Source organism: Corallincola spongiicola (genome assembly GCF_004284785.1).
Classification (GTDB): Bacteria; Pseudomonadota; Gammaproteobacteria; order Enterobacterales; family Neiellaceae; genus Corallincola; species Corallincola holothuriorum.
Window position 1 is genome coordinate 364,254 of record NZ_SHLY01000003.1, and the last position, 13,557, is coordinate 377,810.

Here is a 13,557-nt window from a genome sequence, read left to right on the forward strand (position 1 = left end):
GAGCTGAAAAATGAGCAGCGTAGCTGAGTCACTGCATGACGAACACCACGCGCATCACGCCCCCTCAGGTCTGAAGCGTTGGATCTTTACCACTAACCACAAAGACATAGGTAGCCTATATCTGTGGTTCAGTTTTGCCATGTTTTTGATCGGCGGCGCCATGGCGATGGTTATCCGTGCGGAACTGTTCCAGCCTGGTTTACAGTTGGTGGAGCCAAATTTCTTTAATCAGATGACCACAGTACACGGACTGATCATGGTATTTGGTGCCGTTATGCCGGCATTTACCGGGTTAGCCAATTGGCTCATCCCGATGATGATTGGCGCACCAGATATGGCGTTACCTCGCATGAATAACTGGAGCTTTTGGATCCTGCCCTTTGCGTTCAGCATGCTGCTGTTTTCGCTATTCACTGAAGGTGGCGGCCCCAATTTTGGTTGGACATTCTACGCCCCCTTATCAACCACCTATAGCCCAGAGAGTACCGCCCTGTTTGTGTTTGCAGTACACATCATGGGGATCAGCTCAATCATGGGGGCAATCAATGTCATTGTGACTATTGTGAATATGCGGGCGCCGGGGATGACCTGGATGAAGCTGCCACTGTTTGTTTGGACCTGGCTGATCACCGCTTTTCTATTAATTGCTGTGATGCCGGTGCTGGCAGGTGCTGTGACCATGGTGCTGACAGACAAGTATTTTGGCACCAGCTTTTTTGATGCCGCAGGCGGTGGTGACCCGGTCATGTTCCAACATATTTTCTGGTTCTTCGGCCACCCCGAAGTTTACATCATGATCTTGCCCGCCTTTGGCGTGGTGTCGTCGATTATCCCTGCCTTTAGTCGCAAACCATTATTTGGTTATGCCTCCATGGTTTATGCCACCGCTTCTATCGCTGTTTTGAGCTTTTTGGTGTGGGCCCACCATATGTTTACCACGGGTATGCCGCTGTTTGGCGAGCTGTTCTTTATGTATTGCACTATGTTGATCGCCGTGCCAACCGGAGTGAAAGTGTTTAATTGGGTGGCAACCATGTGGCGCGGAGCGTTGACCTTTGAAGTGCCGATGCTGTTCTCTATCGCGTTTGTGATCCTATTTACTATCGGTGGCTTCAGCGGTTTGATGCTGGCGATCACGCCGGTGGATTTTCAATACCATGACACCTACTTCGTGGTGGCGCATTTCCACTACGTGCTGGTAACCGGTGCCGTGTTTTCAATTATGGCGGCGGCGTACTACTGGCTACCGAAATGGACCGGTCATATGTATGACGAAGGGTTAGGTAAAGCGCATTTTTGGTGCTCGCTGATCTCTGTCAACGTGCTTTTTTTCCCGATGCACTTCTTAGGCCTTGCCGGGATGCCGCGACGCATTCCCGATTACGCACTGCAATTTGCTGACATCAATCAGATCGTATCAATTGGTGGCTTCGCTTTTGGCCTGTCGCAACTGATATTTCTCTATCTGGTGATTAAGTGCGTTAAAGGCGGTGAAAAAGCACCAGCGAAAGTTTGGGAAGGTGCGGAGGGGCTAGAGTGGACCATTCCATCGCCCGCGCCTTATCACACCTTTACTACGCCACCTGAGATCAAGTAGCGCAGCTGGCGCGGGAGCGATGATGAGCGAACAGAAAGCGGCTGTATCTCATAAACCTCTGCTTTGGCGTCTAGGATTTGCCGTGCTGGGGATGTTCGGTTTCGCCTTCGCTTTGGTGCCGTTATATGACGTGTTTTGCGACTTGACCGGACTCAATGGCCGTACCTCGGGTGAGGTCGCCGTGTATGACGGGCCAATCGTCGATACCAGTCGCTTAGTAACGATCGAGTTTATTGCCCGTACTCAAGGAAGTATGCCTTGGCGTTTTGAACCCGTTGTGCGCCGTATGGCAGTGCATCCGGGGGAGCTGCACATCGCTGAATTTGAGGTGCAGAACCTGACATCAACACAGATGGTGGGGCAGGCCGTACCCTCAGTGTCGCCAGGGACACTGGCCACCTATCTTAATAAAACAGAGTGTTTTTGCTTTAACCAGCAGCCGTTAGCAGCGGGAGAAACGAAGGCATTGCCACTGCGTTTCTTTATCGACAACGACATTCCCGACGATGTCACTACGCTCACGCTGTCCTATACCTTATTTGACATCACCGGATCACAAGCAGGCGGTGCATCAGCATCGACCAGCCGCTGAGCAGGGGGGGAGTTATGGCTTCAGAAACCACGCACACAGAAACACCCAGTTACTACGTCCCAGAGCAAAGTCCATGGCCGATCATTGGAGCGATAGCACTTTGTCTGATCGCCGTGGGCGCTGGCACCAGCGTGCAACAGATGGAAGCTGGTGGCGGCTGGGGGCAATGGGTCCTTTTTAGCGGCTTGTTGTTGCTGGTGATCATGTTGTTTGGCTGGTTTGGTAATGTCATTAACGAGTCGATGTCGGGGCTGTACAGTGCGCAAATGGATCGCTCGTTTCGCCAAGGCATGAGCTGGTTTATTTTTTCTGAAGTGATGTTCTTTTGTGCCTTCTTCGGTGCGCTGTTTTATGCCCGTATCTTTGCTGTGCCATGGCTCGGCGGTGACAGCAATAACGCCATGACCAATGCCATCTTGTGGCCGGAATTCGTTGCTCACTGGCCGTTGGTCAGTACACCGGACGGCACAACCACCGAGGCGATGGGGTGGGGCGGTCTGCCCCTGTACAATACCATTATCCTTCTGGTCTCATCGGTCACTTTGCATTTTGCCCATGTGGGTTTGGAGCAGAACAAACGTAAGCAATTGATTGGCCTGCTCGCGTTAACCGTGTTGTTGGGGATCGGCTTTCTGTTCTTACAGGTCGAAGAGTATATCCATGCCTATCAAGAGATGGGGCTGACATTGGATGCTGGTGTTTATGGCAACACCTTCTTCTTGCTTACCGGTTTCCATGGCATGCATGTGACGCTGGGCACCTTAATCCTGTTTATTTTGTTGCTGCGCATTCTTAAGGGGCACTTTACGCCAAAGCAACATTTTGGTTTTCAGGCTGGTGCATGGTACTGGCACTTTGTTGATGTGGTTTGGCTTTGCCTATTTGTATTTGTCTACATTTTGTAGCGCAGGGACTTTTTGCCGCTTAATAGGGGCGAGGGTTATGGGGAAGAATACCTGTTGCCATCAGCAGTAGGAGTAGCACCAGCACCACGGCTGAGTAAAGTACGCGCCGACCGAGATAATGGGACATGGGTTTATCGTTGTCTTGTCGCAACATAGAGAATAGGCCGCTAAACAGGTTAAACAGGATGATGCCAAGCAGTAATAGGATGATGCCTTTGGTGAGTAATAACATGACTGAGCGACCTTCATGGAGATGGGTAGATGATGCAGTTTGACCTGCCCGGCGGAGGGTATCAACTGCAGTTGTCCTGGTGGGTGCTGCTACTCGCCATCTTGCTGGCCGCGTTGTTATTGCGACTTGGCTTTTGGCAGCTATCCCGTGCCGAATTCAAACAATCACTCATTGCTACCGCAGAGAAAAGTGTCGAGGCGGGAGCGCGCCCGTTGGATAGTTTTGCTAATGACGCCGACATGGTCGGACAGACAGTAAAGGTCTCAGGGCGATTCCTCCTCGATCAGGTGATCTTGTTAGACAATCAAATATGGCAGAAGCGGGTGGGATATCAGGTGGTGCTGCCCCTCCAGCTAGCCCATAGTTCGCAGATCCAGTTGGTGAATATTGGCTTTGTACCGGCGCCGTTGCAACGGGCGGAGTTACCGGAGCTTGATCTGGCCGCTGTTGGTTTGCACGGTGAGCAGAGCATCCAAGGTCGGATTAAATCGCTGCAACAGCAGGTCATGGTGTTGAGTCAACAAACCATCGCGCAACATCCAAATTGGCCGTTGCGCCTGCAAACACTCGATATTGCTGCGCTGCAGCCACTATTTACCAACCCATTGCGTAGTGACCTGTTGCTGTTGGATCAGCAGTTACCTATCGGCTATCCACGAGAGTGGCCGGTTACCACGGTCTCGGTGGAAAAGCATCAGGCTTACGCGTTTCAATGGTTCAGCATGGCGTTAGTGTTTATCGCCATCATGTTGAGCGTCGGAGTAACAAAGACAGTAAGAGAGAGCCATGAGTCGTAGTACTAAAAATGTCGATAAAAAACCAAATCGCAAGCCGTTAATTGCCATCGTTGCCGCGTTTATTTTGCCGGTGGTCATCGCTTATCTGGTGCTCAATCAAGGTTGGTATCAAGGAGCCGTGCTGAACAAAGGCGAGCTGATCGCCAGCGGTGAAACCATCGATGAAAAAGGAGGGGGTGATGCAACCGGGGCATGGTTGGTTGTATTTACTGTTGACCGTCCTTGCCGCGAAAACTGCCAACAAGCGATCGATACGCTGCAAAATGTATGGCTGGCGTTGGGGCGGGAACAGCAGCGGGCGCAGCTGCGCGCCTTGGGTACTGGCCAACCCAGCAATTGGCAACTGCCGGTAGGCGTACCACTGCAGTTTGAGCAGGTCACCGCGATGGGTAAAAGCTACTTCTCCGACGCCTTTTATCTGGTGGATCCGCTTGGCAATTTGGTATTGCGCTACCCCTATGAAGATGGCGAGAGCTTGACCTTGCAGAGTCAGGCGTTACTGAAAGATCTGCGTAAGCTGATGAAAAATTCCAAAATAGGCTAATTAATGAAAGCCCTCGCGATCGTCTCAACCCTGTTAGCGCTGGTAGTGATCTCGCTCGGTGCCTATACCCGCTTGACTGACGCGGGCTTGGGTTGCCCTGATTGGCCCGGTTGCTACGGTCACTTGACGGTGCCGGCACAAGAGCAGGCCGAACAGTTACAAATAGCGTTTCCGGAACGCCCGCTGGAGCCGGAAAAAGCGTGGAACGAGATGATCCATCGTTACGTCGCCGGCGGGTTGGGCTTATTGGTGCTGGCCATGGCCATTCTGGCGTGGAAACAGCGTGATGGGCCGGTTGGTTTGCCAAGCTTACTGCTATTGCTGGTGATATTTCAGGCGGCATTAGGGATGTGGACGGTAACCATGAACCTGATGCCTGTTGTGGTGCTCGCTCATCTGCTGGGAGGCTTTGCGACCTTCTGTTTGTTATTGCTGCTGGTGGTGCGTTTGTTACCCCTGCGTATACCTGGTGGAGATGCTGAACTACGTCGCTTCAGCGGTTTGAGTCTCGCTGTGTTATTGGCCTTGGTGCTGCAGATCGTACTGGGTGGCTGGACGTCGACAAACTACGCGGCGCTTGCTTGCACTGAGCTGCCGTTTTGTGAAAACGGCTGGCTCGCTCGATTGGACTTTAGCGCTTTTCAGTTGTGGCAGCCGGGACATGAGAACTACGAGTTTGGCGTGTTGGATTATGCTGGTCGTATGACTATCCATGTGGTGCATCGTCTCTGGGCGATAGTGGTGCTCGGAATGTTGCTTTGGTTCAGCTGGCGTTTGTTTAACTGTGCTAGCAGCCGTTTTTTTCGACGTACGGCACTGGCGTTAGTTGGTCTGTTGCTGCTCCAGGTGGGCTTGGGGATCAGTAACGTGGTGTTGAGTTTACCTCTGCCAGTGGCCGTGGCTCACAATGTGGTCGCTGCGTGCTTACTTGGCTTATTGGTTATTACGAATTACGCGTTGCTACGCAAGGCCTGATAGGAGAAAGACAATGAGTAAAACCATGACCCAGGTGAGTAGCCGAGGCGTTTTGAGCGCCTTGATGGGCGATGCGGGCTGGCGTGATTACTATCAGGTGACAAAGCCGAAAGTGGTGATGCTATTACTTCTAACGGCATTGGTTGGCGCATGTTTGGCGGTAAATGGCTTACCGCCTGCCGGACTATTGCTGGCGGCGATGATTGGTATTGGCTTGATGTCGTCTGGAGCGGCGGCCTATAACCACCTGCTGGATCGGGAAATTGACGCGCGCATGATGCGCACGCGGGGACGACCGTTAGTGCGCGGCCAGCTGACCGCGATGCGCTGTTTTAGCTTCGCTACATTAATTTCTGTATTGGGGTTTGCTGTACTGGCGCTGTGGGTGAATATGCTGACTGCCTGGCTTACCGCCGTTAGCTTAGTGGGTTATGCGCTGATCTATACTCTCTACCTGAAACGTGCAACACCACAGAATATTGTCATTGGTGGACTGGCAGGAGCTGCGCCACCGCTGCTTGGCTGGACGGCGATGACAGGCAATGTTGATCCACACAGCCTGTTGCTGGTACTGATAGTTTTTACTTGGACGCCACCACATTTCTGGGCACTAGCTATCCATCGTCGAGATGACTATGCCAAGGTAAACATGCCTATGTTGCCAGTCACCCACGGCGTGGCATTTACTAAAACCTGTATTTTGCTTTATACCGTGCTGTTAGGCTTGGTTTGTTTGCTCCCCTATCTGACGGGCATGAGCCATGAGCTGTATTTGCTCGGTAGTAGTTTATTGAATGGGGCCTTTCTCTATTACGCTTGGCGTTTGAAATTTAAAGCAGATAGTGGTGATGCCATGGCCACTTTTAAGTTTTCGATCGTGCATCTGATGTTACTGTTTATTATCCTACTGACAGATCACTATTTATTGGCGTAACTCATGACTTGGTATATGCGGATTGGCGTTGTTGTGCTGCTGGCGGCAGCGGCGATTGGGGGCTGGTTCAGCTATCAGCAGATCAGCAAGGTGCCTGAGGTTGCGGTTACCGCGGATCTGTTTTCGCCATCCCGTAGCCTGCCAGCGTTTACTTTGCGAGACCAGCAAGGGAGCATGTTCACTAATGCTTCACTTAAAGGCCATTGGACATTGCTGTTTCTTGGCTACACCTTCTGCCCAGATATTTGTCCAACCACCATGGCAAAGATGACTCAGGTATATCCGCAATTAAAACAGCGGATCCCAGAGTTACAGATGGTGATGATCAGTGCTGACCCCAAGCGCGACAGTGCTGAGCGGCTGGCTGAATACGTTACCTACTTTAATCCCGAATTCATTGGTGTTTCTGGTGAGCATAAAGAGTTGTTCCCCCTGACTCAGCGGATGGGACTGGTGTACGCCATGGTGGATGCGACAGACAGTGACAGTTACACCGTCGATCATAGCGCCAGCATGGTGCTACTGGATCCTAATGGCCAGATGCGCGCTCGATTTCGACCCGAGTCTACCCCTGGCAGTGTGCCAACGGTCAGTACTGCCCAGTTAATTGACGAGATCCCCGTCATCGTTGCTTTGCCTAACGGCTAACCCTGATGGTACATCCCCTCGCGCTGCGGGCCGGACATCGGCGGGTGTTGGCCTTGGCGCTGCCGATGGTGGCGTCGAATATCTCAGTTCCTTTGTTGGGGCTTGTTGATACCTTTGTCATAGGTCATATGGACGCCAGTTACTATCTTGGCGGCGTGGCTATGGGCGCTATGCTGATCTCGTTGCTCTTTTGGCTACTGGGCTTCCTGCGTATGTCCACCACCGGGTTGGTGGCACAAGCACACGGTGCAAAGGATTATTCACTTTCTCTGCAACGCTTGGGGCAAGCAGCAATATTGGCGCTGACCCTGGCTTTTACGCTGCTGATATTGCAGCTGCCGATTAAACAGCTGGCGTTAACTGTTGCTGGTGGCAGTGAACAGGTGACCCATTATGCCAGTGTCTATTTTGATATTCGTATCTGGAGTGCGCCAGCAGCACTATTGAACCTCGTTCTGCTGGGTTGGTTTCTTGGTATGCAGGATGCGAAGGCTCCGATGTGGGTGCTGCTCCTGACGAACCTAGTGAACATCGTATTTGATATTCTGTTTGTGCCCGTCTTGCAATGGGGTGTTGCCGGAGCCGCAGCTGCCAGCGTGCTTGCCGATTATGCCGGATTGCTTTTGGCGCTATGGCTGTTTCAACGGAAGTTGAGGCGGCTCTCTGTGCCGTTGCCATGGCAGGGGGTGATGGACTGGCCAATGATCAAAGGCCTGCTGGCTCTGAATCGCGATATCTTTATTCGCGCCCTGATGTTGCAACTCTGTTTTGCGTTTATCACCTTGCAGGGGGCTCGCTTAGGCGATGAGATCATTGCTGGCAATGCGGTGCTGCTTAATTTTCTGATGTTGGCTTCCTATGGACTGGATGGATTTGCTTATGCCGCTGAAGCATTGTTTGGCCGAGCACTTGGACAACAGCGTAGAGCAAGTGCGATCTGGGTGCTGTGGATCTCCGGCTTTTGGAGTTTGATGCTGGGGCTTGGCTTTGCCCTGGTGTTCTGGCTAGGAGGCGAGCAGATTATCGCCAGGCTGACTGATATTACCGCCGTACGTGAAACGGCCTTGCTCTATCTTCCCTATCTGATTGTGTTGCCTATCGTTGCTTGTTGGTGCTTTTGGCTGGACGGTATCTTTATCGGTGCGACACTGGGTAAAGCGATGCGCAACAGCATGCTGCTTTCAACATTAGGCGTGTTTTTCCCTACCTGGTGGTTGTTGCAAGGGGCTGGCAATCATGCATTGTGGAGCGCCATGTTACTGTTTATGGCGGCGAGAGGTGTCACCCTAGCCGTTATGCTGCTAAAAGGCTGGCGTTCTCAGCGGGTGCCATTTTCCTGGGCGCCGCGTTAGCTGCGTCGCGAGAAGTAAAAAGCCCGCATACGCGGGCTTGATTATTGCTCTTTGGTGTCGCTGACTACTCTACCCAAGGGCCTGGGTAGCCGATACGCTTGGGTGAGATGATGAATTCATCAAACCAGGCAAACTCATCTTTAGTCGCATTCCAACGGTCGCCACTACTCCCACCGAAAAAGGTGCTGAAGAAGACTTTAGTGATCTTATTGTTAGGCTCGTCTGCGTCACGGAACTTAACGCCGTCATAGTAGGCGGCCTTTTTGCCATCAAACCAACCTTCCATCAAGCCGTCATATTCGCCTGCGCTGTTCATCCGGAAGTGCATCTCCACATGGTGCCATTGGTTGGGGATAAATTGTGCCTGGAACCCTTCAGTATTCCACCACCAGCGCTCCCGATCGTGGGCAAAATGGGTGTAAAACTCGACCTTACCCTGTTCACGCCACATCAGCCGACCTTTCCACTCATGGGTACGATCAGTGAAGGAGACCGAGCCTGACAGGCCGGGCAGTTTACCACCGAGTACGAAGTCAAAATTGTCATCAAACTTCACCCAATAGGATAAGTACATATCTTCGTACTCACCGTTGATATCCATGTGCCACTGGGCACCACTATCGGAGGAGGTACGTTTGCCCTGAGGGTAGAGCGTACGAACAGACTTACCACTTGGGCCGTAATGCACATTTTCATCGACGAACAGACGTTGCTCCGTTGCGCCATTGACCCACTTGGTTGGCGACCATGCGGTTACCCACTCTTTTTTGGTTGGAAAGCCTGAAGCGAGATCATCCATGGTGTAGTAAGCAACGACATCGCCGGGCTCGGCAGGCTGTTCTGGCTCGTTTGGCTCGTTTGGTTCATTTGGCTCTTCTGGCTCATTTGGTTCTGTGGGTTCGTCCGGCTCAGAGGGGATCGATGGATCTGCGTCTTGAGAAAGGTCGATGACATGAATATTGTCGTAACGAATATAGGTGGTTTTACTGGGTGCCCAGCTCGAATCCGCACCGCCATAAAAGGTACTGAAAAAGAACTGATTAATCAGCGTGTCGCTGTTAATTGTGCCGCGCAGATTAATCCCTTCGGCTTTAGAAACGACTTCGCCATCAACACGCAGTACGACTTTGCCGTCATAGGCATCAGGGGTGGAGTTTAGCTTCACTTCCAGAGCCAGTTGTTGCCAGCGGCCAGTGACAAATGCGCCTTCGAAACTGCGCTCGCCGTCGCCACAGCGCTCAATACGCTCTTGGCCGTAGTAGTAGGCTTGTGCTGAACCGTTTGGTCGCCACATTGGGCGAACACTCCAGCCATTTGCGATCGCTGGTGAGCAGCCGGTGGTATGCACGGTTGGTGACAAGCCGGGTAGCTTGCCACCGCGGACAAATTCAAAACCATCTTCAAAAAGGATGTCATAGACCAGGCTGTAGTGATCCCCACCAGGGATCGCGACCTTGGTTTGCAGACGGTCAGAGCCTCGACTGGTGGGCGCGTAACTGACGCGTAAGCACTGCTCCCGTCCTTCGCCACACTCTTTAACAATGCGAGTGTCGTCGACACTTTTCCATTCATCGTCTAGCGAGTAAGACTCGAAATCTTCGTTATAGACAAGGTTTCCCTCGGGTAGGTCGGGCTCGTCTGGGATAACCGCCTCTCCGACCTGACAACTCACCTGGTTGAAGCTGCCGACTCCTTTGATGCCAAAGTCGGTACTTTCTCCTGGACTAAGCTGCCGATTAAAATCATTACCTGACGCAGTAAAGACTTGGCCTGTGTCTTCAACTGTAGCGCTCCATGCACTGGTCAGTGCTACGTCGCTATCGAAGACGATGTTTACATGCCATAAGCTATTACTATTGCCGGTGTTGGTGACTTCAATATCTTTCAGCATGAAGCGTTCACCGCTCCAGTTTTTAACGATACCAATCGAGCACTCTACCTCGGCGCTAGCGTAGCCAGCCGATGACGCCAAAATGAGCGCAAGAATGGGGCGTATGATGCCAATTTTCATAATAACTCCCTTAAAGGCAGCGTAAACGTTGCCCTTTTCAATTTATTAATCAGTGCATACCGGCGCATGGGTGTATGCGCCGGGGTGGCTAGTTGATGAAGGATCAGAACAAGCGCATTTTGACGAACTCACAGCCATTGCTGGCATTAAAGTTAATGCGCGTACCGCTTAGCCCTGTGGTGGATTCGTAGTTGCTATCTATTTGGTGCATGCCGTTGCCATTAAGTGACTCTACTGCGCCGCGGAAATTGCACTGTTTATGGGTGTCGCTATCCCAAACCTGCAGGGTTTTATCTGCCAAGTTAGCAGGCAAATCAACACAGGTGGTGCTGCGTAAATCGAGCTCAGTGCGTTCGCTGCCGGTGTATTGGTGGCAGTTACCTGATTCTTCAGGAGGTTGATCGGAAGGGGCTTCATCGGTTGCTGGAGTTAAACGCAGCCAATTCAGATTAAAGGGCCCATTATGTATCTCGATAGTCAGGTCATGTCGCCCAGCGGATAGCTCACCTATGTTGAAAGTTAGCGTTTTATAGGCTTGGAAATCTCCGGTGTAGTCGATGGTTTCATTGGACAACCGTGTTTCGCCATCAACCAGCACAGAGATAAGGCCGCTGTCTCTGGCCGACGCGGTGCGCAGTTCAAGGACGTAATCTCTTGCTTTGGTCAGCAAAAGGTCATAGCTAAGGGTCTCGCCCGCGGCCATCCAGCCGATGTTAAAGCCACCCCCTGAGTCTTCGGTGGCTTGAATATCGACATTGCCGGTGCGATAAGCATTCCCTTTGTTGCCAGCGGTACTGTCGATTGCCCGGGCGTACTGTTCTGCTTCGATATCTACTACGCCAGCGCTATTTGCGATTGGCAGGTCAAACTCATCATCGATGGTTTGGCTACTGCAAACCCACCATTGTTGACCATTGGCAGAGAGCTGATCGCAGTCTTTGCGTGCGAAGGTGCTGCACTGGCTAGCAAAATTGTCTTTAGCATCGTCTAACCCTTTTGCTGCTGCGAAACAGCTGAATGTCTCAGGCTCTGCCGGAATCGGGTTGTCAGGTGTTTCATCGGGGATATCAGCGTCAGGATTGGAGCAGCCAGTCCATACTTTGAAATCATCCATGTAAATATATTCGTTATTAGGGGAGTGAAAGCGTGTGTCGTTTGCGCCGCCGCCCCGATACGTATGGAAGATGAAGTCGTTGATCTTGACACTGCTCTTGCCCGAGATGCGGTATTCAACATCGCGCATATCTAAGCCCACTTCACCGTCAATTTCCATGCGAAGCACGCCATTCTTCTGGCCGGGTGTATTCAGTTTTATGTATTGGCGAATGGTGTACCAACGGTTGTCTTCTACTTCGGCAAACTTGTAGTCGATACCGCAGTTGCCTTGTCTTGGCTCTAAACGATTTGGGAAATAGGTATACACTACTAAATCGCCTCGTTTGCGCCACATCAATCGTGCTGAAAAGCCATTTTCAATGGTATTTAGGTTCTGCGTGCATCCCACTGGGATACGCCCAGTGCCACCGGCCAGTCCCGGAAGTTTGCCCCCTGCGGCCCATTCGAAATTTTCACCAAATTTGATGCGGTATTGCATGACAGCTTCGTCTGCAGCCGCGAATTTTTGATCAAAGAGGATGCCGCTGTTGGTGCCTCCTGCGATGTTTGCAGGGTAGTTGGTGCGTAGTACGCCGTTACCTACGGCATTCCTGGCGCGCCATGTGGTACCGGGGCGGTCCAGTCCTCGCACATCGCCAGCAGCATTTTTTTCTAACGTACCAAAATCTGCTGTGGCCATTGCTTGCGTGTACGATTTAAATGAACCGGAGCGGTTGTTGAAATTGATATCTCTTACCAGCTGACAGCTATCGGCCGAGTGGGCGACGGATGGCATACCGATAAGTACGGAGAGAGCGGCAATGGTTAACACTTGACGACAAGGCGCCGTCAAGAAGGTGATAACCGAAGTTAGATGCCCTTTATCTGTGTTTTCTTTTCTATTTATTATGAACATGTAGGGTCCTCGGGGTTAAAACAAGATAACTAATGACGCATCTTGCCCAGAGGTAGGGGGAATGGGTCCTCCTCTGGACAAGCGCGCTTACGAACCTGATTTTAGATCGTGTTGTTTTATTTATTGATGCCGAAGTGATGTTACGCGTTTGTTATTATGCCTATAAAGTAATCAGTGTCAAAAGATTGGCGCTATTATTTTCTTTATTTTAAGTGGTTTGTGATGTTTGTCGGTTTTATGACGCTTTGCTTTGTTCTGTTGTGATAGGCGTGATTAGGCGAAGGTATACCGAAAGGTGTTCGTCACAGAGATAAAAAAAACGAGCCAGTCGGCTCGTTTTTTTATTGCGAATATAGGCATCGCTATTAGGTGTAAGAGTGCTCGCCGTGCTGGTGCTCGGTGATATCTTTCACGCCGTTAAGCTCGCCTGCGTAGGTTTGCAGCAGCTCCTTTTCGATCCCCTCTTTTAGTGTTACGTCGACCATGGAGCATCCGTTACAACCGCCGCCAAATTGCAATACGGCAAAGCCGTTATCGTCAATCTCGATCAATGTCACTTTACCGCCGTGGCTGGCCAGTTGTGGATTGATCTGGGATTGCAGGGTGTATTCCACGCGCTCGATTAGAGAAGCATCATCAGCCACTTTACGCATACGTGCATTAGGGGCTTTTAGTGTTAACTGAGAACCCAGGTTGTCAGTTACAAAATCGATAGAGGCTTCATCCAGAAATGGTGCGCTTTGCTCGTCAACAACCACTTTAAATAATGGATAGTCGAAATGAAGATCTTCCTCTTCAACCGCCTCAGGTGGGCAATAAGAGACCCCACATTCGGCATTAGGCGTGCCGGGATTTACCACAAACACACGAATACGGGTATCTTCAGGCTGATTTTCCAGTAACTTACTGAAATGGGTCTGAGCCGTATCGGAAATCGAAATCATTTATCCCTCACCAAC

General features: G+C 51.3%; 13 protein-coding genes. 9 read left to right on the forward strand and 4 right to left on the reverse strand.

Features of this window, described 5'->3' with window-relative positions:
- Positions 1-10 precede the first annotated feature (10 nt).
- Genes ctaD through EXY25_RS11935 form a run of 3 tightly spaced genes read left to right on the forward strand, consistent with a single transcriptional unit; the run spans position 11 to position 3,094 of the window.
- Positions 11-1,597, forward strand: coding sequence for a cytochrome c oxidase subunit I (ctaD, locus tag EXY25_RS11925; protein WP_114337708.1), 1,587 nt, complete (start codon positions 11-13; stop codon positions 1,595-1,597).
- A gap of 22 nt (positions 1,598-1,619) precedes the next feature.
- Complete coding sequence (locus tag EXY25_RS11930) at positions 1,620-2,189, forward strand: cytochrome c oxidase assembly protein (protein ID WP_130566940.1); 570 nt, start codon at positions 1,620-1,622, stop codon at positions 2,187-2,189.
- 14 nt (positions 2,190-2,203) lie between these two features.
- Entirely contained in the window at positions 2,204-3,094 is an 891-nt protein-coding gene (locus EXY25_RS11935) for a cytochrome c oxidase subunit 3 (RefSeq protein WP_114337710.1), read from the forward strand.
- 19 nt (positions 3,095-3,113) lie between these two features.
- Here the strand turns inward: EXY25_RS11935 and EXY25_RS11940 are convergent, their stop codons facing one another.
- Positions 3,114-3,326: a DUF2909 domain-containing protein gene (locus EXY25_RS11940; RefSeq protein WP_130566941.1), complete on the reverse strand. Its 213-nt coding sequence runs from the start codon at positions 3,324-3,326 to the stop codon at positions 3,114-3,116.
- Between the two features lie 29 nt (positions 3,327-3,355).
- On the opposite strand from EXY25_RS11940, the gene EXY25_RS11945 reads away from it, so the two are divergent.
- The 6 genes from EXY25_RS11945 to dinF are packed head-to-tail and all read left to right on the forward strand — an operon-like array spanning position 3,356 to position 8,576.
- On the forward strand, positions 3,356-4,123 hold the full coding sequence (locus tag EXY25_RS11945; RefSeq protein ID WP_130566942.1) for an SURF1 family protein: 768 nt from the start codon (positions 3,356-3,358) through the stop codon (positions 4,121-4,123).
- A complete protein-coding gene (locus EXY25_RS11950; protein WP_130566943.1) occupies positions 4,113-4,667 on the forward strand; it encodes a hypothetical protein in 555 nt (184 codons plus the stop codon). Before EXY25_RS11945 ends, EXY25_RS11950 begins: the two co-directional genes overlap by 11 nt.
- Positions 4,668-4,670: 3 nt before the next feature.
- On the forward strand, positions 4,671-5,642 hold the full coding sequence (locus EXY25_RS11955) for a COX15/CtaA family protein (protein WP_114337713.1): 972 nt from the start codon (positions 4,671-4,673) through the stop codon (positions 5,640-5,642).
- A 25-nt stretch (positions 5,643-5,667) separates the two neighbouring features.
- Complete coding sequence (gene cyoE / locus EXY25_RS11960; protein ID WP_425455767.1) at positions 5,668-6,576, forward strand: heme o synthase; 909 nt, start codon at positions 5,668-5,670, stop codon at positions 6,574-6,576.
- Between the two features lie 3 nt (positions 6,577-6,579).
- Positions 6,580-7,224, forward strand: coding sequence for an SCO family protein (locus EXY25_RS11965; protein ID WP_130566945.1), 645 nt, complete (start codon positions 6,580-6,582; stop codon positions 7,222-7,224).
- A gap of 5 nt (positions 7,225-7,229) precedes the next feature.
- Positions 7,230-8,576: an MATE family efflux transporter DinF gene (dinF, locus tag EXY25_RS11970; protein ID WP_130566946.1), complete on the forward strand. Its 1,347-nt coding sequence runs from the start codon at positions 7,230-7,232 to the stop codon at positions 8,574-8,576.
- Between the two features lie 64 nt (positions 8,577-8,640).
- Here dinF and EXY25_RS11975 read toward each other — a convergent pair whose 3' ends face one another.
- The 3 genes from EXY25_RS11975 to nfuA all read right to left on the reverse strand — a co-directional run bounded on the left by EXY25_RS11975 (position 8,641) and on the right by nfuA (position 13,542).
- Positions 8,641-10,587 carry a polysaccharide lyase gene (locus EXY25_RS11975; RefSeq protein ID WP_130566947.1) on the reverse strand — a complete coding sequence of 649 codons (1,947 nt, stop codon included), beginning with the start codon at positions 10,585-10,587 and terminating at the stop codon, positions 8,641-8,643.
- Positions 10,588-10,690: 103 nt separating this feature from the next.
- Positions 10,691-12,598, reverse strand: coding sequence for a polysaccharide lyase (locus tag EXY25_RS11980; RefSeq protein WP_130566948.1), 1,908 nt, complete (start codon positions 12,596-12,598; stop codon positions 10,691-10,693).
- 365 nt (positions 12,599-12,963) lie between these two features.
- Positions 12,964-13,542: a Fe-S biogenesis protein NfuA gene (nfuA, locus tag EXY25_RS11985; RefSeq protein WP_114337719.1), complete on the reverse strand. Its 579-nt coding sequence runs from the start codon at positions 13,540-13,542 to the stop codon at positions 12,964-12,966.
- Between the last annotated feature and the right edge of the window lie 15 nt (positions 13,543-13,557).

Coding starts and splice junctions, on each gene's coding strand:
- EXY25_RS11975 (WP_130566947.1), bottom strand. CDS start 10,587: ATGAAAATTGGCATCATACGCCCCATTCTTGCGCTCATTTTGGCGTCA.
- EXY25_RS11930 (WP_130566940.1), top strand. CDS start 1,620: ATGAGCGAACAGAAAGCGGCTGTATCTCATAAACCTCTGCTTTGGCGT.
- EXY25_RS11950 (WP_130566943.1), top strand. CDS start 4,113: ATGAGTCGTAGTACTAAAAATGTCGATAAAAAACCAAATCGCAAGCCG.
- EXY25_RS11980 (WP_130566948.1), bottom strand. CDS start 12,598: ATGTTCATAATAAATAGAAAAGAAAACACAGATAAAGGGCATCTAACT.
- EXY25_RS11955 (WP_114337713.1), top strand. CDS start 4,671: ATGAAAGCCCTCGCGATCGTCTCAACCCTGTTAGCGCTGGTAGTGATC.
- EXY25_RS11945 (WP_130566942.1), top strand. CDS start 3,356: ATGATGCAGTTTGACCTGCCCGGCGGAGGGTATCAACTGCAGTTGTCC.
- EXY25_RS11935 (WP_114337710.1), top strand. CDS start 2,204: ATGGCTTCAGAAACCACGCACACAGAAACACCCAGTTACTACGTCCCA.
- EXY25_RS11940 (WP_130566941.1), bottom strand. CDS start 3,326: ATGTTATTACTCACCAAAGGCATCATCCTATTACTGCTTGGCATCATC.
- nfuA (WP_114337719.1), bottom strand. CDS start 13,542: ATGATTTCGATTTCCGATACGGCTCAGACCCATTTCAGTAAGTTACTG.
- ctaD (WP_114337708.1), top strand. CDS start 11: ATGAGCAGCGTAGCTGAGTCACTGCATGACGAACACCACGCGCATCAC.
- EXY25_RS11965 (WP_130566945.1), top strand. CDS start 6,580: ATGACTTGGTATATGCGGATTGGCGTTGTTGTGCTGCTGGCGGCAGCG.
- cyoE (WP_425455767.1), top strand. CDS start 5,668: ATGACCCAGGTGAGTAGCCGAGGCGTTTTGAGCGCCTTGATGGGCGAT.
- dinF (WP_130566946.1), top strand. CDS start 7,230: ATGGTACATCCCCTCGCGCTGCGGGCCGGACATCGGCGGGTGTTGGCC.